This is a genomic window from Pseudoflavitalea sp. G-6-1-2, from assembly GCF_012927185.1.
GTDB lineage: Bacteria > Bacteroidota > Bacteroidia > Chitinophagales > Chitinophagaceae > Pseudobacter.
On record NZ_JABBGB010000001.1, the window covers coordinates 1,402,708 to 1,425,732 of the forward strand.

15 protein-coding genes are annotated in these 23,025 nt (G+C 46.8%); 11 read left to right on the forward strand and 4 right to left on the reverse strand.

What is annotated here, in order from left to right; genetic code table 11:
• Positions 1–9: 9 nt before the first annotated feature.
• Positions 10–1,515, forward strand: a complete 1,506-nt coding sequence (locus HHL16_RS05910; protein ID WP_169424208.1) for a RagB/SusD family nutrient uptake outer membrane protein — start codon at positions 10–12, stop codon at positions 1,513–1,515.
• A gap of 475 nt (positions 1,516–1,990) precedes the next feature.
• Here the strand turns inward: HHL16_RS05910 and HHL16_RS05915 are convergent, their stop codons facing one another.
• From HHL16_RS05915 to alaS, 4 genes are all read right to left on the reverse strand, one after another.
• On the reverse strand, positions 1,991–3,208 hold the full coding sequence (locus HHL16_RS05915) for a TlpA disulfide reductase family protein (protein WP_169424209.1): 1,218 nt from the start codon (positions 3,206–3,208) through the stop codon (positions 1,991–1,993).
• Between the two features lie 17 nt (positions 3,209–3,225).
• Positions 3,226–4,683 (reverse strand): Asp-tRNA(Asn)/Glu-tRNA(Gln) amidotransferase subunit GatB, encoded by a 1,458-nt coding sequence (gene gatB, locus HHL16_RS05920; RefSeq protein WP_169424210.1) that lies wholly within the window; start codon positions 4,681–4,683, stop codon positions 3,226–3,228.
• Between the two features lie 174 nt (positions 4,684–4,857).
• The gene (locus HHL16_RS05925) at positions 4,858–5,877 is read right to left on the reverse strand and encodes a PDZ domain-containing protein (protein WP_169424211.1); all 1,020 of its coding nucleotides are present in this window, start codon (positions 5,875–5,877) and stop codon (positions 4,858–4,860) included.
• A 440-nt stretch (positions 5,878–6,317) separates the two neighbouring features.
• Positions 6,318–8,951, reverse strand: a complete 2,634-nt coding sequence (alaS, locus tag HHL16_RS05930) for an alanine--tRNA ligase (protein ID WP_169424212.1) — start codon at positions 8,949–8,951, stop codon at positions 6,318–6,320.
• 200 nt (positions 8,952–9,151) lie between these two features.
• Between alaS and HHL16_RS05935 the strand changes: the two genes are divergently transcribed.
• From HHL16_RS05935 to HHL16_RS05980, 10 genes are all read left to right on the forward strand, one after another.
• A complete protein-coding gene (locus HHL16_RS05935; protein ID WP_169424213.1) occupies positions 9,152–10,123 on the forward strand; it encodes a M23 family metallopeptidase in 972 nt (323 codons plus the stop codon).
• Between the two features lie 203 nt (positions 10,124–10,326).
• On the forward strand, positions 10,327–11,232 hold the full coding sequence (locus HHL16_RS05940) for an AraC family transcriptional regulator (RefSeq protein WP_240965845.1): 906 nt from the start codon (positions 10,327–10,329) through the stop codon (positions 11,230–11,232).
• An 810-nt stretch (positions 11,233–12,042) separates the two neighbouring features.
• On the forward strand, positions 12,043–14,130 hold the full coding sequence (locus HHL16_RS05945; RefSeq protein ID WP_206022257.1) for a TonB-dependent receptor: 2,088 nt from the start codon (positions 12,043–12,045) through the stop codon (positions 14,128–14,130).
• Positions 14,131–14,153: 23 nt separating this feature from the next.
• Positions 14,154–15,539, forward strand: coding sequence for an HmuY family protein (locus tag HHL16_RS05950; protein WP_169424215.1), 1,386 nt, complete (start codon positions 14,154–14,156; stop codon positions 15,537–15,539).
• Between the two features lie 17 nt (positions 15,540–15,556).
• Complete coding sequence (locus HHL16_RS05955; RefSeq protein ID WP_206022259.1) at positions 15,557–16,378, forward strand: ABC transporter substrate-binding protein; 822 nt, start codon at positions 15,557–15,559, stop codon at positions 16,376–16,378.
• A 5-nt stretch (positions 16,379–16,383) separates the two neighbouring features.
• Positions 16,384–17,436: an iron ABC transporter permease gene (locus HHL16_RS05960; RefSeq protein ID WP_169424216.1), complete on the forward strand. Its 1,053-nt coding sequence runs from the start codon at positions 16,384–16,386 to the stop codon at positions 17,434–17,436.
• Positions 17,433–18,269: a heme ABC transporter ATP-binding protein gene (locus HHL16_RS05965; protein WP_169424217.1), complete on the forward strand. Its 837-nt coding sequence runs from the start codon at positions 17,433–17,435 to the stop codon at positions 18,267–18,269. The genes HHL16_RS05960 and HHL16_RS05965 overlap by 4 nt, the downstream gene beginning before the upstream one ends.
• 10 nt (positions 18,270–18,279) lie before the next feature.
• Positions 18,280–19,317, forward strand: coding sequence for a ChuX/HutX family heme-like substrate-binding protein (locus HHL16_RS05970; RefSeq protein ID WP_169424218.1), 1,038 nt, complete (start codon positions 18,280–18,282; stop codon positions 19,315–19,317).
• Positions 19,318–19,458: 141 nt separating this feature from the next.
• Positions 19,459–21,825, forward strand: a complete 2,367-nt coding sequence (locus HHL16_RS05975) for a TonB-dependent receptor (protein WP_206022261.1) — start codon at positions 19,459–19,461, stop codon at positions 21,823–21,825.
• Between the two features lie 34 nt (positions 21,826–21,859).
• Positions 21,860–23,023: a PepSY-associated TM helix domain-containing protein gene (locus HHL16_RS05980; RefSeq protein WP_169424219.1), complete on the forward strand. Its 1,164-nt coding sequence runs from the start codon at positions 21,860–21,862 to the stop codon at positions 23,021–23,023.
• Positions 23,024–23,025: the final 2 nt, after the last annotated feature.

Genomic DNA, 23,025 nt, shown 5'->3' on the forward strand with positions numbered 1-23,025 from the left:
ATTGCAATCATGAAAACTATTCATAAAATATTATTGATCCCTGCATTGGTAGGCTCAATGGTAATGACCGGATGTAAAAAGGATTACCTGAATGCCGAACCCAGTGAGCAGATTTCTTTTGAGGAACTGATTGAGCTGGCGAAAAAAGATCCATCTATTCTCGATGGAAGTGTGGCTGGTCTTTATTCAACCATGTACAATCCTGGAACAGGTGGTACAACTGATCATGATGATTTTGGTCAGAAAGGATACGACATCTACAGTGATATGATGTCTGGTGATATGGCAATGCCTTCCGTATCTTATGGTTGGTATGGTCCGGTTGTTCGTCTTACTTCAACCATCGATTATACCAGTGCTTACAACTATAAGCCATGGCGCTATTATTACCTGCAGGTGATGGGAGCAAACTCTGTGATGGACATATTGGGTGGCGATGATTTTGAGCCGACAGATGCTGTGAGAAAAAGAATCATGGGACAAGCGCTTGCAATGCGTGCTTACGCATACTTTTATCTTAGCCAGCTCTATTCACAAAAAGGATATGGTGATGGTACAGAGAAAATTTTCCCGATCTACAGAACTTCGAAAGGTGTAAACCAGCCGAAAAGCACTGCAAAACAGGTTTGGGATCTGATGATCTCCGATCTTAACAGAGCGATCACCTATCTAAATGGTTTCGAAAGAAAATCAAAAGATCAGATAGATGTAACAGTAGCGAAGGGGTTGCTCGCGTATGTGCTTTCGTCAAGAGGTACTAACGAAGATCTTCAGAAAGTTGTTACGCTCACTAATGATATCACTAATGCTTATCCGCTTACTACAAGAGGGGAAACTGTGGCAACGTTTTCACAAACAGGTACTTTGCTGAATCCGCAATCTGGTTTCAATAGCGTGAGAACACCAAGTTGGATCTGGGGTGTAGATCTTACCCTCGCTGCCAATCTCGATCTGGCATCATGGTGGGGACAGATGGACGTCTTCACTTATAGCTATGCTTCTGTAGGTGATTATAAAACAATCGACAATGGACTACAGTCGAAATTCCGTTCTGATGATATCAGAAAAGATCAGTTTGATGAGGAAGGAATTCCTGTCAACAAATTCTTTGATCCTGCACGTAAAGAAGAAGGACAGAGAATTGTGGTAACTGATTACGTGTACATGAGAGCAGATGAATTCCAGTTGCTGAATGCAGAAACATATGCACGTTTGAATGACGATGCCAATGCAAAAACATCACTGAAAAAACTGCTGGCTGAGCGTATCGGAGATATTAGCTATGTTGAAGCACTCTCAGGAGATGCACTGAAAAAAGAGATCTACCTTCAAACGCGTTTGGAGTTGTGGGGAGAAGGAAAAGCTTATCTCGCGATGAAACGCAATAAGCAGTCTGTAACCAGAGGTACAAACCACCTGTATCTTCCTGGCAAAACCTGGGCTTATGACGATAAGCAGCTCACTTTCCCGATTCCTCAGGCGGAAGTGTTGAACAACCCTGTGTTGGATAAGTAAGGAGAGTTAAAGTAGAATATAGTTCCAGATGAGGGCCTGCATCAAATGCAGGCCCTTGTTATTAAGGGAGTATAAAGATTCACTTCTCTAAAGACTATGAAAACAAGAACAATCAATATTATCAGAAACTGCTTGCAGGTTGCTTACTTCTTTGCTGCTTTTGTCCTTGTGTTTTGGAATACTAAGATTGGTAGCGGACAGGATAAAATACAGTTATTCGGACCAGTTCTAAAAGGAGCTGCGTTAATTGTTTTAGGCATAGTGTTTTTGACCTCGATTCTTTTTGTTTATTTCGGGTACATTGAAGAGAAGGGTAATGACTCAAGACATGAATAGCGCCCATTGGAATAATAGCCTTAAATAAAAAGCAAACGGAGATCAATGGATCTCCGTTTGCTTTTGCCCTGAATAGTTATCAGGCTATTGAATCTCTTATTTAATTTTTATCTTACCGGGTCAGTCAGTAGCGGGGATCTTACTTCAACACCTCCGCCAGCTTCTGTTCCAGAGCTTCTCCACGCAGTGATTCCGCTATCACAATTCCTTTCGGATCAACCAGCACATTGTATGGAATTCCATCGAACTGATACAATGCAACTGCCTTGCTGTTCCAGAATGCCAGATCACTTATCTGCGGCCAATCGAGTTTGTCTTCTGCAATGGCACCGGCCCATGCTTTCTTATCCTTATCGAGCGATACACCCAGTACAGTGAAATTCTTGCTCTTGAATTTATTGTATGCAGCTACTACATTCGGATTTTCTGCACGGCAGGGCCCGCACCAGCTTGCCCAGAAATCGACCAATACGTATTTCCCTTTGAAAGATGATAAGGTGATATTTTTCCCATTCACATCAGGCATGGCCAGTTCAGGAGCAGCTTTGCCGATAAGTGAATTAGACTTGCGGTTCTCAGCCGCAGCCTGCTGCTGCTTTTGCATATCAGCTACCTGCGTTTTATAAGCTTCGTATCTTTTCTGCAGATCTGTAAGCGTAGGATCGTTCGGGAATTTCTTCAACAGGCCTGCCAGTTGGCTTTCAAACTCTGGTTGTTCCAGTGTTGTGGATGCACGGCCAAGCGCGAATGCCGCAACAACTGGTTGTTTGATATCGTTGAGAGATTTTCTCAGGAAATCATTCAGTCCTTTAATGGCATCATTCTTTTTGTTGGTAGCCAAAATGAGTACGGAGTCTGCTGCTGCGAAACGTTTCAGGCTATCGAGTGCGAGCATGGAACGATCGATTTCATTTCTGCGGTCTGCATATGTGAAAAGGAAATCGCGGAGCTCTTCTGTACCTTCAGATCCTGATACGGAATAGAATTTCTCTTTTCCGGCAAAGTCGATATTGAGTGTAATGGGTGATGCATCGTACACCACGGGAACCAACGGACCATTCTTGATCACTACATTGTAGAAACCTCCTTTGGCACCTTTGCCTTTCAGGGCGAAATCTTTCGCTGTTGCGGGAATAGTGATGGAGTCGAGTTGAACAGGCGGTGTTTCAGTTCCGAAAGGAACTTCGTAGAGGAAAACCGTGATCTTTCCGTCTTCGATTGCTTTGGGATACAATGCAGAAACCTGATCTGCATTGGCTACGGTTCCTTTTACTTCGAGGTTTTGTTTGGAATCGCCTGAGCAGGCTGCAAAAACTGTTACTGCACACAGAACGATCCAATTCAGTTGTTTTTTCATGTAATCTTTTTTGCTGGTTATATGGACGAATCCAGTTTTTTCAAAAGTATATCGTTGGTGATTTTAGGATCGGCTTTCCCTTTGGAAATTTTCTTCACTTCTCCTACAAACAATCCTATCAATCCTTTTTTGCCTTTTCGATATTCGGCTACTTTTTCCGGCATCTTGTTCAGTACTTCTTCCACCCATGCTGCCACGTTGCCTTCGTCTGAATCCTGCAAGAGGTTAAGCGATGCAGCGATATCCAGCGGATCGCGGTTAGGTTCAGCGATCAGTGCAGGAAGTATTCTGGTTGATGCGATGGAGAAGTTGAGTTTGCCTGTATCGATCACCTGAATGAGCGATGCGATGGCCACAGGTTGCAAAGGGAATTCCGTAATGCCTGCACTGTTTTCGTTGAGCCAGGATTTAACCGGACCAAGCAGCCAGTTGGCAGCGGCTTTGTTGTTGGCTGTATGTGCGATCACTCCTTCAAAATAATCTGCCAGTTCTTTTTCGTCGCAGAGTACGCGGGCATCGTAGAGTGGTAATTGCAATTGCTGTGTATATCGTGCAATGCGTTGCTCGGGTAATTCCGGAATGCTCGCGCGGATAGATTGCAGCATCTCTTCGGTAACGCGGAATGGCACCAGATCGGGGTCAGCGAAATAACGATAGTCGTTTGCTTCTTCCTTGGTTCGCATTGCAAAAGTGGTTCCGGTAGTTGCATCGAAGCTGCGTGTCTGCTGCACGATGGTTTCTCCGTTCTCCAGCATTTCGATCATGCGTTTAGCTTCGAGGTCTATGGCGCGTTTTACGTTGCGGATGGAGTTGAGATTCTTCACCTCTACCTTGGTACCGAGTTTGGGATCTCCTTTTTTGCGAACGGAAATATTGGCATCACAGCGCATGCTGCCTTCTTCCATATTGCCGTCGCAGATGCCGAGATAACGAACCAGTTTGCGAAGCTCGGTGAGATAAGCAAATGCTTCATCACTGCTTCGGATAACCGGATCTGTTACTATTTCGAGCAATGGAACACCGGCACGATTGTAATCGACACAGGTATTTTCAGGATCTACATCGTGAATGCTTTTGCCTGCATCCTCTTCCATATGGATGCGGTTCAGTTCGATGGCTTTTTCTTCTTCACCAACGCGGATATTCACATAACCGCCGATGCAGATAGGGGTGGTGTGCTGAGATATCTGATACCCCTTGGGGAGATCGGGATAGAAATAATTCTTGCGTGCGAAATAGTTATTCGGACTGATGGTGCAATGACATGCAATGCCCATTCTGATGGCGTACTCCACAGCTGTTTTGTTCAGTTTGGGAAGTGTGCCGGGATGGCCCAATGTAATTGCACTGATATGCGTGTTGGGATCACCGCCGAATGCAGCACTGTCGCCACAGAACAACTTGCTGTTGGTGAGCAGTTGAGTGTGCACTTCAAGTCCTGCTACTAATTCGTATGCATCGTAATTGATTGCCATAAAGTTGGTATTGGCCAGAGCATACAAAAATACCTTATTCCATGCGGATTGCAAGGGGGATAAAAAAAGCCCGGAATACGAACAGGTACCAGCTGTATGCGTATTCCGGGTAGCTAAATCGGGTTGTTTCTGATGGCTATTCGCATCGGCCCATGCCCTAATGCATTGTATCTTTTAGAGATTGGCGGTTTTCAGCTTTTTGGGAGTGAGAATATCGAGGTTAACCGTTTTGCCATCGCGGAGGAGTTTCACGGAAGACTTTGGTTTGTCTTTCGCTTCGCCTACTTCGCGTGATAATTCATCGGCGCTGTTCACCTTTGTTCCATTAAATTCTGTGATAATATCATCTTCCTTGATGCCTGCTTTTTCAGCAACAGATCCTTCCTGCACATCCAGCACTTTTACACCTACGCCATTTTCGGTATCCTGAGCTTTGATGCCGATTCTGGGGCGGCCGTTGCTGCCGAAGCTGAATGCGCGAGGTTCGGAGAAATTGAAGCCCTGACCGAGTTCATCGAGTTTGAATTCTTTGAACATATCGTTTGGCACGTCGAAGTTGTAATTGAAAGATTGAGCTTCCGCCTTAGCCTGTCCCAACGTAGCGGTAATCGTTTGCTCTTTACCGTCGCGGAGAACGAGGATCTTCACTTTGTCTTCGGGTTTGTGTGAGCGGATGATGCGGGAAACATCATTTTCGTCCTGCACTTTTTCTTCGTCGATCTTGCGGATCACGTCTTTTTCTTTCAGTCCGGCTTTCTCAGCTGCACTGCCTTTTGAAATATTGGTGATCCTTGCACCGCCCGGAGCTTCTTCAGTGGTAACACCGAGGAATGGACGTGTTTTGCCCATTCTGTCGTCGTTGAACATTTCAAAACTGTTGGCGCCTCCGCGACCCTGGCGGAAAGGGGAGGTCATTACAATGCGGCCCGATCTGGCATTGCGGATGCTGAGGTTTTCATTGTCGTATTCATCCATGGGTTTGCCATTGATGGTTACGGTGCCGTCTTTGATTTCGATTGTGATCTTTTCATCCTTGTCGGATTTTTTGCGGATGATCAGCTCATCGTATTGTTTCAGTTTGTTCTTTGAGTCTTTTTGTTCTTTGTCTTTTGAATCGTTTGATTCCTGGGCAAAGGCAGTGCCTGTAAGGAGGGTGGCTGTAGCCAGCGCCATGGCAAGAGCATATCTTTTCATGAAACGAAGTTTAATTATTTTACTACGGAATGTTTCGTAGATCAAATATAAGGAATTTGCTGAAATACGAAAGTATTCGGAAATGAAGTGGGCGTTTTAACAGAGTTGCAACAAATGAAGGTGTAAACCTATAACAGGACAAGACCCTAACCACGGAACGACCACGGAAAAAACACGGACGGCAAGGGGCCAACCACGGAACAACCACGGGTAGACCTCGGACCAGGCACAGGCCAACCACGGAACAACCTCGTAGCAAGCTCGGACCAGCTTCGGGTAAACCACGGAGCAGCCACGGCTCATCCCCGGAGTAAGCATGGGTAAACCATGGAGTAACCTCGGGCAGACCACGGGACACCCACGGAACAGCTGCCTTCCAAATCCAAAAGAAAAAGCTGCCCTGGGAACCAGGACAGCTTTCAATTATCTAACGGATCATTCTACAACAATCCCTTTACTTTTTCAATTGCAGCGCTGAGCTGACTTGCATCCTGCCCACCCGCAGTAGCGAGGTTCTTCTGGCCACCGCCACCACCTTTGATCAGCGGTGCGATATGTTCTTTGATGATCTTTCCGGCATCGAGTTGTTTTGCAGCAACTACCGTATCGGAAATACCCACTGCTACAAATGGCTTGCCTCCGATATTGGCGCAGAGTACTGCCACATAATCGTTGAGATTATTCTTGAGATCGAATGCCAGTTTTTTCAGTGCATCTGCATTGCCTACTTCAACGATTTCGCCTATGTAAGTAACGCCATTGATGATCTGATCTTTTTGCAGCAGTTCGTTGCGAACGCCAACAAGCATGCGATTCTCCAGATGCTCCAGCTTCTTCTTCAGTTCGCTGTTTTCTGCGAGCAGCTGATCAACAGCTTTGGAGAGTTCTTTGGGATTCTTGAGCGACTGCTTCACCTGTTTCAGATCGTTGATCTGCTCATCGATGTATTTTTCAGCAGCGAGTCCGCACACAGCTTCGATTCTTCTTACACCTGCAGCAACAGCAGTTTCCTGTTTGATGCGCAGCAATCCGAGTTCACCGGTTGAGCCAACGTGCGTACCTCCGCAAAGTTCGATAGAGTAGTTGGGATCCATGATCACCACGCGAACCACATCGCTGTATTTCTCTCCGAAAAGCGCCATGGCGCCGAGTTGCAGGGCTTCTTCCTTAGGCAGTTCCTTAATCACCACTGGAATGTTCTCGCGGATCTTTTCGTTCACCATCATTTCTACTTTGCTGATCTCTTCATCCGTCATCTTAGCGAAGTGGGAGAAGTCGAAGCGCAGGTATTCATCATTCACCAATGATCCTTTCTGTGCTACGTGTGTGCCGAGAACGCGGCGCAGCGCAGCATGCAGCAGGTGTGTTGCTGAGTGATGGATGGCAGTATGTTTACGGCGCTCAACATCCACCTTCGCATCAACAGGAGCCGTGATGTTCACGGGCAGTGTATCGGTAAAGTGAACAATGAGGTCGTTTTCTTTTTTGGTATCGGTAACAGGCACCATTTCTCCATCGAAGCTGAGGATACCGGTATCGCCCACCTGTCCGCCACTTTCTGCGTAGAATGGTGTGGTGTTGAATACCAGCTGGAACGATTCTTTTCCTTTGGCTTTGATCTTGCGGTACTTCTGCACTTTGGTCTGGAGTTCCAGCATTTCGTATCCAACGAAGCTGGGGCTGTTGTTCTCTTTACCGCCATCTTTTACCAGTACCACCCAGTCTTCTGTTTCGAGTGATGTGGCTGCACGGCTGCGGTTCTTTTGCTCCAGCAGTTCTTTGTCGAACGCGGCCCTGTCTACGGTGAGATTATTTTCACGTGCGATGAGCTCGGTCAGGTCGATCGGAAAGCCGAAAGTGTCGTACAGTTCAAATGCTGCGCTGCCACCAATAGTGCCATTGGCTGCAGTTGCGATCAGTTCATCTACTTTCTTCAATCCTTTTTCGAGTGTGCGGAGGAAAGCTTCTTCTTCTTCCTTGATCACTTTCTTCACAAAATCAGTCTGCGCCTGCAGTTCGGGGAATACATCCTTGAACTGATGTGCCACTACCGGCAATATCTGATGCAGCAGCGGCTGCTTGTAATCGAGATAAGAATAGTAGTAACGAACCGCGCGGCGGAGGATGCGGCGGATCACATATCCGGCTTCCGTGTTGGATGGAAGTTGTCCGTCTGCAATAGCGAATCCTATTGCGCGGATATGATCTGCGAGTACGCGGAAGGCGATTGCCTGACGGCTATCCGATCCATCATATTTTTTGTTTACGATATTGCCGATGGCTGCAATGGTTTCGGAGAACACATCGGTATCGTAGTTGGATTGTTTGCCCTGGATCACACGAACCAGTCTTTCAAAGCCCATTCCGGTATCCACGTGTTTTGCAGGAAGTGGTTCGAGTGTTCCGTTCTTCAGTCGGTTGAACTGAATGAATACGTTGTTCCAGATCTCGATCACCTGCGGGTGATCGTTATTCACGTGTGATGCACCATCGCTCTGTGCTCTTTCCTCATCAGATCGGCAGTCCACATGAATTTCGGTGCAGGGGCCGCAAGGACCGGTATCGCCCATCTCCCAGAAATTGTCTTTCTTTTTTCCGAGCAGGATGCGGTCTTCCGCAATCCATTTCTTCCATTCTGTAGCTGCTTCTTCGTCTTTCGGCAGGTTTTCTTTGGCATCGCCTTCAAAGATGGTAACGTAGAGGCGGTCTTTCGGGATCTGGAAAACGGTGGTCAGCAGTTCCCAGCTCCATTCGATCGCTTCTTTTTTGAAGTAATCGCCGAAGCTCCAGTTGCCGAGCATTTCGAACATGGTATGGTGATAGGTATCAACCCCTACCTCTTCCAGATCGTTGTGTTTGCCACTTACGCGAAGGCATTTCTGTGTATCCGCCACTCTTTTGTTGGGAGATTGTTTGTTGCCAAGGAAGAAATCCTTGAACTGATTCATCCCTGCGTTGGTGAACTTCAGGGTAGGATCATTTTTCAAAACAATAGGAGCAGAAGGCACAATAACATGGCCTTTAGACTTGAAGAAATCAAGAAAATGCTGGCGTATAGCTGCGCTTGTGATCATAAACGGAACAATCTTTGATAATGTGAAGGCCTTACCTGCTACCCCCGGTATAACAGTTAACTATCGGAATTTTAAGAGAATGCAAAAAAATCCGCTTTTTCCTGTAGGTTTGTAGCGTTGGCTCTGAATAACGTGGTGCAAAGGTAATCCAATTAGCGCTGTCTTTTAAATGAAATCAAATCCTGTGACCACGCTGTCTCATGAAAAAGATCAAGTATTACTATAATACCAATACGCTTCGGTATGAGAAGCTGGAGACGCCGTTGCGCGTTAAACTGCTTCGTGTATTGGGCTTCATTTCCGCCGCAATAGTTACTGCACTTATTATTGTGTCTATCGCATACCGGTATTTCCCTTCGGCCAACGAGAAAAAACTCCTTACCGAGAATGAAAGGCTCGAAGAGCAATATGAGAACCTCGATCATGCAGCGGGCAAACTGTCGCAACGGCTTAAAGAGCTGGAAGAGAGGGACAATGAGATCTACCGCGTGATCTTCGAGGCCAATCCCATCCCCGATAGCTCACGTGCCATGGAGATTGCACAGCAGAAAGAATGGAAGATGGTTACCAGCATGACCAATTCCGAACTCGAAAACTCCATCGTTCAAACGCTCAACAATCTGAATAACAGGATGTCCAATCAGGATGCATCCTATGCCGATATCACCAAATTCATCGCCAATAAAGAGGAGATGCTGGCATCGACTCCCGCCATTCAACCCGTGAGCAACTCCGATCTCAAAAGAGTCGCCTCAGGTTATGGCAGCCGTATCGATCCGGTTTACAAAACCATCAAATTCCACGCTGGCCTTGACTTCTCTGCTCCACAGGGTACTCCCATCTATGCAACCGCCAACGGCGTTGCGAGAACTGCAGGTAATCTGGGCAACGGTTATGGCAATCACGTAGTGATCAATCATGGTTACGGATACGAAACCCTGTACGGGCATATGTTCAAAGTGAAAGTGAAAGCCGGCCAGCGCGTTAAACGCGGAGAAGTGATCGGATGGGTAGGAAGCACGGGTAAATCAACCGGACCTCACTGCCACTACGAAGTGCACAAAAATGGCCGTCCGGTAGATCCTATCTACTTCTTCTACAACGACTTAACACCAGAGCAGTTCGACAGAATGCTGAAGATGGCCGCGAGCAGCAACCAAAGTTTCGATTAGAATCATACCTTATTATATATGTAGCCCCTGCCCGAAAGCAGGGGCTTTTTCGTATTGTCACTATTTTTCATGACTCATTCTTTGACAATACTATGACGAAGGCAGCCAACCATATTGGGTTTTTATGCGTTGTAGCTGTACATTTGCACCGCTTTATGCACCATCCGCCCGATATACTAACCTTGGCTTATAAACAGCCAATCATGCACGAACAGCTGGACTTGTTGTTTGAAAAAGAGCAGCTTATTCCGGGTTCTGTTCAGTATATGATCCATCGTTACCAGAAGCATTCGCAATGGAATATCGAGGATACGGGTATGTTGGTGTATCATTTCCGCAAGAATGAGCCGAAGGAGAATTATCTCGAACTTCGTTTCTGTCTTTCCGGCAATGTATACTGCAAGCAAAAAGCCACTGAGTGCGATCAGTGCAAGTTCGGCAACAGCCGTACCTGCAACGACCGTGAAGAAACAGTGGATGTATTGAGCTTCCGTTTTTCCCCTGCTCATCTTTCTCAGTTTGTTCGTCCGGATGCAGTGGCCAATACTGTTTCTGACGAGATACTTCAGTTTCAGCATGCTTCTTCTTTCACGAAAGTGCTGAACCTCTGCGGCAGAACCCGCATGGTGCTGGAAGCGTTGCTGAATCATAATTACACAGACAGTCTGGAGAATATCTACATCAATGCACAGGTGCAGATGCTGTTGCTTTACAGTCTGGAATGTATGCTGGGCGAAGAGAAAGGAACTCAGGGCATCGAAGTGTTCCAGTGCAAGTTCCTGGCGAATGAAGCAGACAGGGACAAGATTGTAAAAGCGCGCGAGATCCTCATTCAGCATATCGGCGAGCCTATCACTATTAAGGAGCTGAGCCGTAAAGTTGCCATCAATGAATGTTACCTCAAGAAAGGTTTCAAGGAGTTGTTCGGCACAACAGTATTCGACTTCTATCAGAACCAGCGCATGGAACATGCACGTTATCTCCTTTATGAAAAAGGGTTGAGCGTTACGGAAGTTTCTATGATGCTGGGATACTCTTCTATCTCACACTTTTCAACAGCGTTTAAGCGTCACACGGGGATTAAGCCTTGTGAGTTGTTGTTGCATTAATTTTATTGTGTTTGATGTTTTCGTTGATTTTCCTGTTTCGCAATGGGATATGAAAATCTGTCGAAAAACAGGCCGGGGAGGGGTTAACTCCGATTAGGCTGTAATCAAGGAGGATTGGGCATTAGAACAAATCCGGGCGATGGCCCAACCTGTTTTAAGGCCATCTTTTCATATCCCCTTGCTCCACATCGCTGAATGTGCAACATTCAATTGTCGTAAAATTATTAGAACCCACAAATAGCTATTTAGAATGATGCATTAGTTGATGAAACTGCGAGGCTGAAGAATACCCGGCATTTTAATTAGGAGAATGAAAAAGCAAATGCAACATCAATTGTAAAGCAGGATTGTAAAAGATACTATTACTCTGAGAGATGCACCCGCAAGCCTTCCTCTCTCCCCCTTTCGGAGATTGGCCGGGGAAGGGGTATGTAACTCCGGCCTTAAAACGGGTTGCGTGAGAGTCCGGCTTTATTCCATCGCTTAATCCTCCTTGATTACAGCCTAATCGGAGTTAACCCCTCCCCGGCCTGTTTTTCGACGGCGTTACATACCCCTCACCGGCAAGGCCATTCAACAAAACCGCCATAACTCTTTCCCCAATCCTTATTCCGTTTCGCGTAAACCCGTTTTCCCTTTACAGTAACAGCTTCTTTCCCGGTCAATCTAATTTTGTACCTCCACATTATGTCAGGCTGAATCTAACCCTCTGCCTGAAAGAAAACCCATTTAGACTTTTGCCAGCAATCAACTTAACTGCATCAAACCATTGATGGCCGGGATGATTGTATGCGGCTAAACACCTGAACAATGCGAACAATATTAAGCGGATCGATATATGCAACTGTCCTGCTGCTGATGGCAGGCTCTACGGTTATGGCGCAGGATGCACAGAAAGATAGTGTGTCCAACCGCGTTAGTGACCTGCAGGAAGTAGTGGTAACCGGACAGTACCAGCCACAATCACTCCGCAAAAGTGTATACCAGGTACGCACCATCAATGCAGACAGGATCAAGGCACAGGCCGCTACCAATCTTACCGGTGTTCTGAACAATGAACTCGGTATCCGTTTCTTCAACGACAGAGCCCTCGGAACAACCGATATCGAACTGATGGGAATGAGCGGACGAAATGTAAAGATCCTGCTCGATGGTGTACCCATGGTGGATCGTGGCGATACCCGCGAAAGCCTTAACCAGATTGATGTTCACAGCATCGACAGGATCGAGATCGTTGAAGGACCCATGTCTGTTTCTTATGGGTCCGATGCACTGGCGGGCGTTATCAACATCATTACAAAGAAACCAGGCAAAAGCAGTTTGTCTGTTTCTGCAGGCATGCAGGAAGAATCTGCCGGTGGCGAATACAATCCTTTGCTGAATAAAGGAATGCACAATCAATACCTGAATCTTGGATGGCAGAAGAATGGATGGAGCATCGCTGCAGGTGGAGCTCACAACGATTTTGGCGGATGGAAAGAAAGCAGAGATGTGGAACTCGCCAAACAGGAATGGCATCCAAAAGAGCAATGGCTTGGCAATGCAAGACTGGGTTACAGAAATGCTGCATTCAATGCATGGTATCGTTTCGACATGCTGAGAGAAACGATCTCCAATAACGGACCGATTTTCGAAGCCACCAATACAACACCAGATCAGAACTTTTTTTCGCGAAGGTTCATGCATCAGGTACAGGCTGAATACAATTTCAGTCATCGCCTGCAACTCAGTGGGATCGCGGCTTACACGGATTATTCGAGAAGAACGCAGACCACTATCCTCGATCTGAATACAGGCAAACGCACATTGTCGCTTGGAGAGGGTGAGCAGGATAAAGCGAAATTCAACAGCCTCGTTGCAAGAGTGACTGCACAATACAAAGTCTCTGAGAAATTATCCTTTCAACCCGGATTCGATTTCAACAGAGAGTCGGCTTCCGGTGCGAGAATTCAGGGAACACCTTCCATTACTGATTTCGCATTCTTTGCTTCGGGGGAGTGGAAGCCAACTGAAGGGATCAATATACGTCCGGGTTTGCGCGTGATACGCAACTCGGTGTATGATGCACCTCCGGTGATTCCATCGATCAATACCAAGTTCGATGTCGGAAGAGATTTCGATCTGCGATTGGCTTATGCAAGAGGATTCCGTTCACCGGCACTTCGCGAACTGTATTTCTATTTCTTCGATGCAAGCCATTCCATCAAAGGCAATACAAATCTGGAAGCAGAGACTTCCAACAGTTTCAACGGATCACTTACCTGGCATCCTGTTCTGAAAAATGACGTGAAGCTGAAAACCAGTGTGGGAGCGTTTTACAACGATTTCAGAAATCAGATAAATTATGGGTATGATGCGTTGAATCCGGATATAATGACTTACGTGAACATCGATCGTTTCAAAACCACCGGAGTAACTATTAGCTCTACTGTCAGCTACAAAGCATGGCAGGGTACGCTGGGCTTCTCTTATATCGGGAGATACAATCGGTTTGCAGATGATACAACGTATTCTAAAAATTCAACTTCACCCACATTCGTGTGGTCGCCTGAAGTGAATGCAAATCTGAGTTACAATATCAGAAAGATCGGAACCAGCGTGAGCGTGTTCTACAAGTTCACCGGTAAACGTCCGGTTTATCAGGCAACAGTGCGTGATGGAAAACCTGTTGCTGCGCTGGCCGAAACGGCGAGCTTCCACTGGGCTGATGCAACAGTGAGCAAGTCGCTCGGGAAATTCATTACGCTGAGTGCAGGCGTGAAGAACATCTTCGATGTAACCACGCTTAACAGCACGCTCGGAGATGCAGGTTCAGTGCATAATTCAGGCGGTGGCAGTGTGCCGCTCAGTTATGGTCGCTCATATTTTGCGGGAATTGCTTTTCAATGGAATCAATAAAATATCAATAAATAGTTACACCCATGTTGAACAGATTTTCAGCCCTATTGATGCTTACTGCAATCGGATTTTCTGCCTGCGAGAAAAGTGATCCGCCATTACCGGACAATCAGATTCAGTTCGAAGCAGCTGTGCAGGGTATCGGCACTGACGAAGTATCGAAAGATGTAGTGATCAAATTGAATCGCAATACAGATGTAGCCATTCCTGTTACTGTAGAAATAGCAGCAACAGGCGTTGCATATGGAGTTGAGTATACCACTGCTCCTGAAGCGAGTGCAAATGTGATCAGTCTCACTATCCCTGCGGGAAGCAGCTCCGCTAAATTCACTGTTACCAAAAAAGCAGGTGTACTGCTCGATGGCGATGAGTATCTGGATTTCACTATCAAAACGGCCGGTGCTCCTAAGGGGCAGGTTAACAAACTGAAACTCTCCTTCTCTACCATCATATCAACCGGAACAACGCTTGAGCTCAATGGAGGTGATGGTGGTGCCAATGCAGTGAATTCAGTGTATGTCGATCTGAGCAACAATACGCAGGTGCCTGTTAATAGAAAGAGTTACGATCTGTTGTTTTACACTGGTGCTGATTTTCGCGTGTTGCTGAACAACGCTGCAGGATGGGCTGCCATCAAAGTAAATAAAGCTGATCTCAATGCCGTGTCTGCGGCTGATGTGAACCTGGCTGATCTGGCAGTTGGTCAGGGTAAAGGTACACTGTCGCTGATCGACGATGTAACAGGTGATGTTACCAAAAACGCCATGGGACAGGTTTCTGCTACTGATGGCGACAACAAAGTATTTGTGATCAGCAGAGCAGGTGTTACCAGTCTGAATCCAACGGTTGCTGAACTCGTGAAAGTGCGTGTATTGAGAAATGGAAACGGATATACACTTCAATATGCTACACACATCAATGCCACCACATTCAAAACACTGAATGTTGAAAAGACTGCTGTACATGATTTCCGCTTCGTGTCACTTAACACCGAAGCTGTCGTAAATATTGTTCCTGAAAAGGATCGCTGGGATATCGTATGGGGCTACAGTGTGTACAAGGCATTCGATCCTGAAAACAATGTATGGCTTCCATATGGTGTGTCCGATATTGTTTTCCTGAATACCGAAGGTAAAGTGCAGGCAGCTGAAGTGCTCAACAGTGCTGTATCGTATGAGAATTTCGGGGAGGCCAATATTGCTGCACAGACATTCAGCGGCGCACGCGATTTCATCAGCACCAAATGGAGAGCTACTTACCCTACTGCCGGTGTTAAGACCGATCGCTTCTATGTTATTAAAGATGCTAATGGCAATGTGTACAAACTGAAGTTTGTAAGCTTCCATCCGGCTGATGGCGGCACACGCGGCAAGCCGAAGATCGAATACAAACTCGTAAAGAAGGCATAACCTGAAAATAATTTATCGTGAGAAAGATATTATCAGCATTCTTACCATTAATCCTTTTCCTATTCTCCTCAGCCAGTGCACAGCAACGCATTGTATCACTCAACGGAGCGATCAGTGAGATGCTGTGTGCACTGGACCTGGAGCCGCAGATAGTTGGAGTGGATGTTGCAAGCACGTACCCTGCTTCGCTCAAAAAGAAAACAAGCGTAGGACATAACAGAACGCTGTCTGCTGAAAGCATACTGGCGCTTCGCCCTTCGCTGGTGCTGGCTGTTGAAACAGATGTAAAACCTGAGGTGCTCGAGCAGCTTCGCTCTGCAAAAGTGAACATCGTATTGGTGCAGCAGGCTTACTCTGCCGACGGTACAAGAAAGCTGTTGCAGGATGTTGCCAAAGCCACCAACACTACTGATAAAGGAAACAAAGTGCTCGCAACATTCAACAAAGAAATGGCTGCACTGAAAGTGGCTGCTACCGGTAAGAAAGTATTGTTCGTGTATGCACGCGGTACTGGATCTATGACGGTTTGCGGAGTGGAACAATCGCCCAACTCCATGATCAGACTGGCCGGCGCTTCCAATGCGATGACTGAATTCAAAGGGTTCAAGCCATTGACTACCGAATCGCTCGTGGCAGCTAATCCTGATGTGATTCTGCTGTTCGAAAGCGGACTGCAAAGTGTGGGCGGTGCAGAAGGACTGCTGAAAGTTCCCGGCATCAGCAGCACCAATGCAGGAAAAAACAAAAAGATCATTTCGATGGACGGGCAGTTTCTCGCAGGCTTCGGTCTTCGTCTGCCACAGGCCATCGCTACGTTGAACAAAAAGATCAGTGGGTAATTGAGATGAGGAACAAGTGGATAACGATAACATTGATTGTGTTGCTGATTGCAGTGGTGATTTTGTCTGCCGGTATCGGCGCGATGAAGATCCCGCCCGCACAGGTGATGGCGGTATTGCTGAACAAGCTGGGCATTCACCTGCCTGTGATCTACGATGAGGGTGTGGAGAATGTATTGCTGCATATCAGACTGCCGCGGGTAGTGATGGCTGTACTGGTTGGTGCTGGCCTCGCTATCTCAGGTGTGGCTATGCAGGGATTGTTTCGCAATCCGCTCGCAGATCCGGCGCTGATAGGCATTTCATCAGGTGCATCGCTCAGCGCAGTGCTGGTGATAGTGCTGATCTCATCGCTGCCTGCATTGCATATCGATAATTATCTGCCCAGATATTACCTGCTCAATGTCATTACTTTTCTCGGCGCCTGCGCTACTTCGTTGCTGGTGTTCCGCATTTCGAGATCAGGCGGCAAAACCATGCTGGTTACATTGCTGCTGGCAGGTGTTGCTCTGAATGCGCTCTGCCGCGCACTCACCGATCTTATCACCACAACAGCCAATGACGAGCAACTGCGCAATGCCACTTTCTGGAGCATGGGAAGTTTAGGTGGCGCCAGCTGGAATGTAGTGCTTACGCTGCTTCCATTTGTACTCGCTCCGATATTGATGTTGCCGGGGCTCGCCAAATCGCTCAACGCATTTGCGCTGGGAGAGAACGAAGCAGCTTACCTCGGCATTAATGTAAAAAGATTGAAAACAAAGATCATCATACTCGCAACACTGGCCGTGGGCGCTTCTGTTGCAGTGGCAGGCATCATCGGATTTGTGGGATTGATTGTGCCGCATATGGTGCGATCGGTTTCTGGAAACGATCATCGCAGCCTCCTGCTCAACAGTACATTGCTCGGCGCATCGCTGCTTACGCTCGCGGATGTGTTCAGCAGAACCATCATCGCACCGGCAGAACTGCCGATTGGCATTGTGACTGCTGTATTGGGTACACCGGTTTTTGTGATGTTATTGATCAAACAAAAGAAACAGTTGCGAACCGTATCATGATCATCTCTGCACACAACATATCGTACCGGATCGGACAACGCCCGATACTCAACAAACTGAATTTCGATATTCAGCCCGGTGAAGTAACCGTGGTGCTTGGTCAGAACGGAGCAGGTAAATCTACCTTCCTCAAAATATTGTCGGGCGAAGCCAAACCAACTATAGGGCAGGTTTTGCTCAACAACATAGATCTGCATTCGATACCTGTGAATAAACTCGCTACCATGCGCGCCGTGTTAAGTCAGCAGTATGCGCAGGGGCTTCAGTTCAACTGCGAAGAAATTGTGATGATGGGCCGCTATCCATATTTCGGAGGACAGCCCGGAGCAGATGATCATCGCATTGTTCGCGAGAGCATGCTGGAGATGCAGGTAGATCATTTGCAGCGGCGCAACTATCAGGCGCTGAGCGGAGGCGAACAGCAACGTGTGCAGATGGCCAGAGTACTGAGCCAACTCCGAGGCAAACAATCCGGCAGCAAATGGAAGAATGAACAACAACAGGGATTGTTGTTGCTCGACGAACCTACTTCGAGCATGGATTGCCTTCATCAGCAACTCGCATTAAGCAAAGCAAAAGAATTAGCTAATCAGGGATACACGGTTGTGGTGATTTTGCACGATCTCAATCTTGCTGCGCAGTTTGCAGACACTATTCTGCTGCTGAAACAGGGATGTATTGTTCGTGCAGGCAATGTGCGCGATGTGCTTACGTCTGAACATCTCAGCGAAGCCTACAACATGGAAGTGGATATTCTGGAACCGGAAGATTATGACTTCCCGATTCTGATCCCTGCGAGGCACAAAAATAAACCCGTATTACTTCGATCTTAAAAAATTAACTATGAATACAATCATCACTTTGCCACTGAAAGACCAATGGATTGCGTTGCACAAAGAACAGCCACGCCTGCGTATCCGCGATGCCGCGAAACATCTTGGCAGCACGGAAGCCGGACTGCTGGCCTCTTTCGCAGGAAGCCGCGTTATCAGATTGGATGAGACAAGGCTGCGTGAACTGTGGCAACGCATGCCCGAACTTGGATTTGTTATGGTGCTCACCCGCAACGAAAGCTGCGTGCACGAAAGAAAAGGTGTGTTTGAAGAAGTAACACTTCATGGGAAAATGATGGGAGTAGTTGTGGGAGCCGATATCGATCTCCGCATGTTCTTCTCGGCATGGGCACATGGCTTTGCGGTGTTCGAAGATGCAGAAGCTGGTTTCAAGCAATCCTTCCAGATTTTCGATCAGCAGGGAACTGCTGTGGTGAAAGTGTTTCTCACCGATCAGAGCAATCAGGAATCTTTCACCAATATCGTTCGTGAGTTTGAGGCTGCCAATCAAAGTACAGAGCTGATCCCCTTACCTGCACCCGCCCCGCATCAGTATGCAGATGCTGATGTGAATGTTGCTGAATTCCGCCAGACCTGGAGTGAGCTGAAAGACACGCACGACTTCTTCCCCATGCTGAAGAAATTCAATGTAAGCAGACTGCATGCATTGCGCATTGCAGGCGATTTCGCCCGCCAGCTCGATAATGGCGTAGTGAAGCAGCTGCTCGAACATGCTGCTGCGACGGATCTCGAGATAATGGTATTCGTTGGCAACAACGGCAATATCCAGATCCATACCGGACCAGTGAAAAAGATTGTTGAGATCCCCAATTGGATCAATGTGATGGATCCTTTATTCAACCTGCATTTACGCCTCGATCATATCAATACAGCCTGGTTGGTGAAGAAACCAACAGTAGACGGAGTGGTGCACTCCATTGAAGTATTCGATGCATCGGGTGAACTGATTGTTCAATTCTTTGGAAAAAGGAAACCCGGTATTCCTGAGTTGCCAGCCTGGACTTCCCTGGTCAACGGCCTGCAATAACCGGTTGCGTCCCGCAAACTTTTTTCCATAATGTGGAAAGGTGCGGCCCTGTTCTCAGGGCTGCACTAAAAACTTTTAACCTCACACTTTATCCCTTACTGAAGAAGATCCTCATTCAGCCACCAATAAAAGAACATTGAAATGAAAATTATTTTCTCCATGGTCAGCATCAAACCATGGATCTTACTGATAACATTTTTCACAGCATTCTCCGCCATGGCCAATGAAGAAGGCCCTGGCGTGATCAAAGGACAGGTAACCACATCCGACGGAAAACCTGCGGAGATGGTATCTGTTTCTATTAAAGGAACTTCCCATTCCGCTATCACGGATGATAACGGACACTTCGTTATAAAGAATCTGAAACCCGGCACCTATACCATCGAACTGTCGCTGGTAGGGCACGAAAGCATTTTTCAATCTGTGGTAGTAGATGGAGAACATGCTGCAGAAGTGAAGCTGCAGATCAATCTTGCAGAGAAGCAGTTGCAGGAAGTGTTTGTAGTCGCAGGCAAAACCGGTTACAAGTTGAACAATGTTTCTTCCTCTCTTCGTCTTACAACGCCTATCAATAAATTGCCGCAAAATATTCAGGTGGTAAGCCGTCAGCTGCTGGCCGATCAGGGCACATTCGATATGCTCGAAGGGGTGAGCCGTAATGTGAGTGGTGTTTCCAAACTGGAGCACTGGGATATGTATGTTCGTCTCAATATGCGCGGCTCACGCATTGCACCGTTTCGCAATGGCATGAATGTGGAATCTACATGGGGGCCGCTCGCCGAAGACATCAGCATGGTGGAACGTGTGGAGTTCGTGAAAGGTCCTGCTGGTTTTATGATGGCGAATGGAGAGCCCAGCGGTTTCTACAATATCGTTACTAAAAAACCAACCGGACAAACAAAAGGCGAAGCCAATGTTACACTCGGCAGTTACGATACTTATCGCGCAGCTGTTGATCTGGATGGAAAGCTCTCCGGTGATGGCAAGTTGCTCTATCGCCTCAATGTAATGGGACAATTGAAAGGTTCTCATCGTCCGTTCGAGTTCAGCAACAGATACTCGATTGCACCCGTGCTGAAGTATCAGTTCTCTCCGAAAACCTCGCTGACACTTGAATACACTTATCAGAACATGAGATCAACTCCCATTGGAACGGCTTATGTTTTTGCTCCCAATAAATATGGTTCTACGGGGCGCAATACAACTATTGCCGAGCCGGGAATGGAACGTTCCGTGTTCAGAGATCACAGCAGTTTTCTGATATTCGAACATCAGTTCAATCCTGACTGGAAGTTCACAACACAGCTCGCTTATTTCAACTACGATCAGGTAGGCACTTCCATGTGGGCAGACTCCGTGAAAGCCAATGGCGACGTGTATCGCAATATGGGCATCTGGGATGCGAAGAATGAAGGCAAGTATGCACAGGCCTTTGTGAATGGTAAATTCACTACCGGTGCAGTTGCGCATAATATTCTTGCCGGCCTCGATTATGGCGACAAAAATTACATCGCAGATTTCAGCCAGAGCTTACCGGTGAATGGCAAAAACATCTTCAACATCTACAATCCTGTTCACAATATGACGCCTGATGAGTTTCCTGTATTCGACAGGTCCATCAGGCTGAAAGACAGACCGGGCGCCAGCCGCCTCAGTCAGAAAGTGCTGGGAGTATACGTGCAGGATGAACTGCATTTCTGGGATGACCGTATTCGTCTTACACTGGCTGGTCGCTTCACTACTTCCAAAGATGAAGAATATGGCGCAGGTGTGAGCGAATCGAAAGTTACTCCGCGCGTAGGTCTCAGCGTATCTGTTGATAAGAACACTTCTGTGTATGCGCTGTACGATGAAGCATTTGTTCCTCAGACAGGAAAAGACAAACACGATAAAAAATTTACTCCGGTTACCGGACACAATATCGAAGCAGGTGTAAAACGTGACTGGTTCAATGGCAAATGGAACTCTACTGTTTCGGTATATCAGATCACAAAAAACAATGTGTTGGTTACCGATCCGGAGGATACCAAATTCTCCATTCAGCTCGGACAAACAAAAACAAGAGGAGTGGAAGCGGACATTCGTGGAGAAGTTGCCAAAGGATTGAATCTGGTGTTGAACTATGCCTTCACCGAATCTTTCATATCGAAAGATACAGATCCCAAGAATGTAGGTAATGCCACACCCGGCACTACAAAGCATATCAACAACGGATGGCTCAGCTACCAGTTACCCGGCAAGCTGAAAGGCTTCGGTGTTTCTACAGGGTATCAATGGCAGATGGGTCGCTCCAGCTGGTTTGTGTTCGATGGTTCAGAAGCGTCGTTGCCTGCTTATTTCAGGTTTGATGGAGCTGTCAGCTGGCACAAAGGGCACTACGGTGTTAACCTGAACGTGAATAATATTCTCGATAAATATTTGTACTCCGGATCACCATATGGAAACTATTTCTACTGGCAAACCGAGGCATCGAGAAATTTCAGGTTAACACTTCAATACCGCTGGTAGTTCTGCAAAATCAAAAACTGACTAACTTTATCGAATGACCCTCAAGAAACTAATTGGCAAAGCCCACCTATGGCTCGGACTCGCATCCGGGCTTGTGGTTTTCATAATTGCTGTTACGGGCTGCATCTATGCTTTTCAGGATGAGATCAGTGATCTCACCCAGCCTTACCGCTTTGTAGAGAAACGCGATCAACCTGTGCTTTCTCCTTCAGTGATCGGAGAGATTGCGCAAAAACAATTGCCCGGCAAACATCCGCATGGTGTGGCCTATGATAGCAGAGGCCGGTCGGCAACTGTATCTTTTTACAATGCAGATCCTGAATATTACTACATCGTTTACATCAATCAATACACCGGAGAAGTGCTCAAAGTAAAGGATATGAGCAGCGACTTCTTCCGCTTTATTCTCGATGGGCATTTCTATCTGTGGTTGCCGAATGAAATCGGACAGCCGATTGTAGCATGGAGTACAGTTGTATTTGTGGTGATGATGTTCTCCGGAATGATCCTCTGGTGGCCACGCAATAAAGCTGCACGCAAGCAACGTTTCAGTGTTAAGTGGAATGCTAAATGGAAGCGCGTTAATTATGATATGCACAACGTACTTGGTTTCTACATGACCTGGGTGGCTATCATCCTCGCCGTAACCGGACTGGTATGGGGTTTTCAGTGGTTTGCAAAAACATTGTACTATGCAACCGGCGGAGAAAAAACATATGAGTTCTATGAACCGCTGTCAAAAGACAAAGCCGCTGCGCAATACACAACTGCCGCTGCTGTTGACAAGCTCTATGAAAAAATAAAAGTGGAAGAGCCGGGTGCGAAATTCATTGAAGTGCATTTTCCTGCCACGGACAGTTCGGGCATAGAAGTGGCCATCAATCCCGATCCCGGCACTTACTGGAAATCTGATTACCGGTATTTTGATCAATATTCATTGAAAGAATTATCAGTAACGCATGTCTACGGAAGATTCAAAGATGCGAAGGTGGCAGATAAAATCGCCAGAGCGAATTACGATATTCATACCGGAGCCATCTGGGGATTGCCTGGAAAGATCCTGATGTTCTTCGCAAGTCTGATTGCTGCGAGTTTGCCAGTGACGGGCTTTCTGATCTGGTATGGAAGAAAAAAGAAAAAGAAAGCTGCTTCACCTGTAGCATCAGTGAGCAGAAAACTGACGATGCAGGAAGCGTAAGA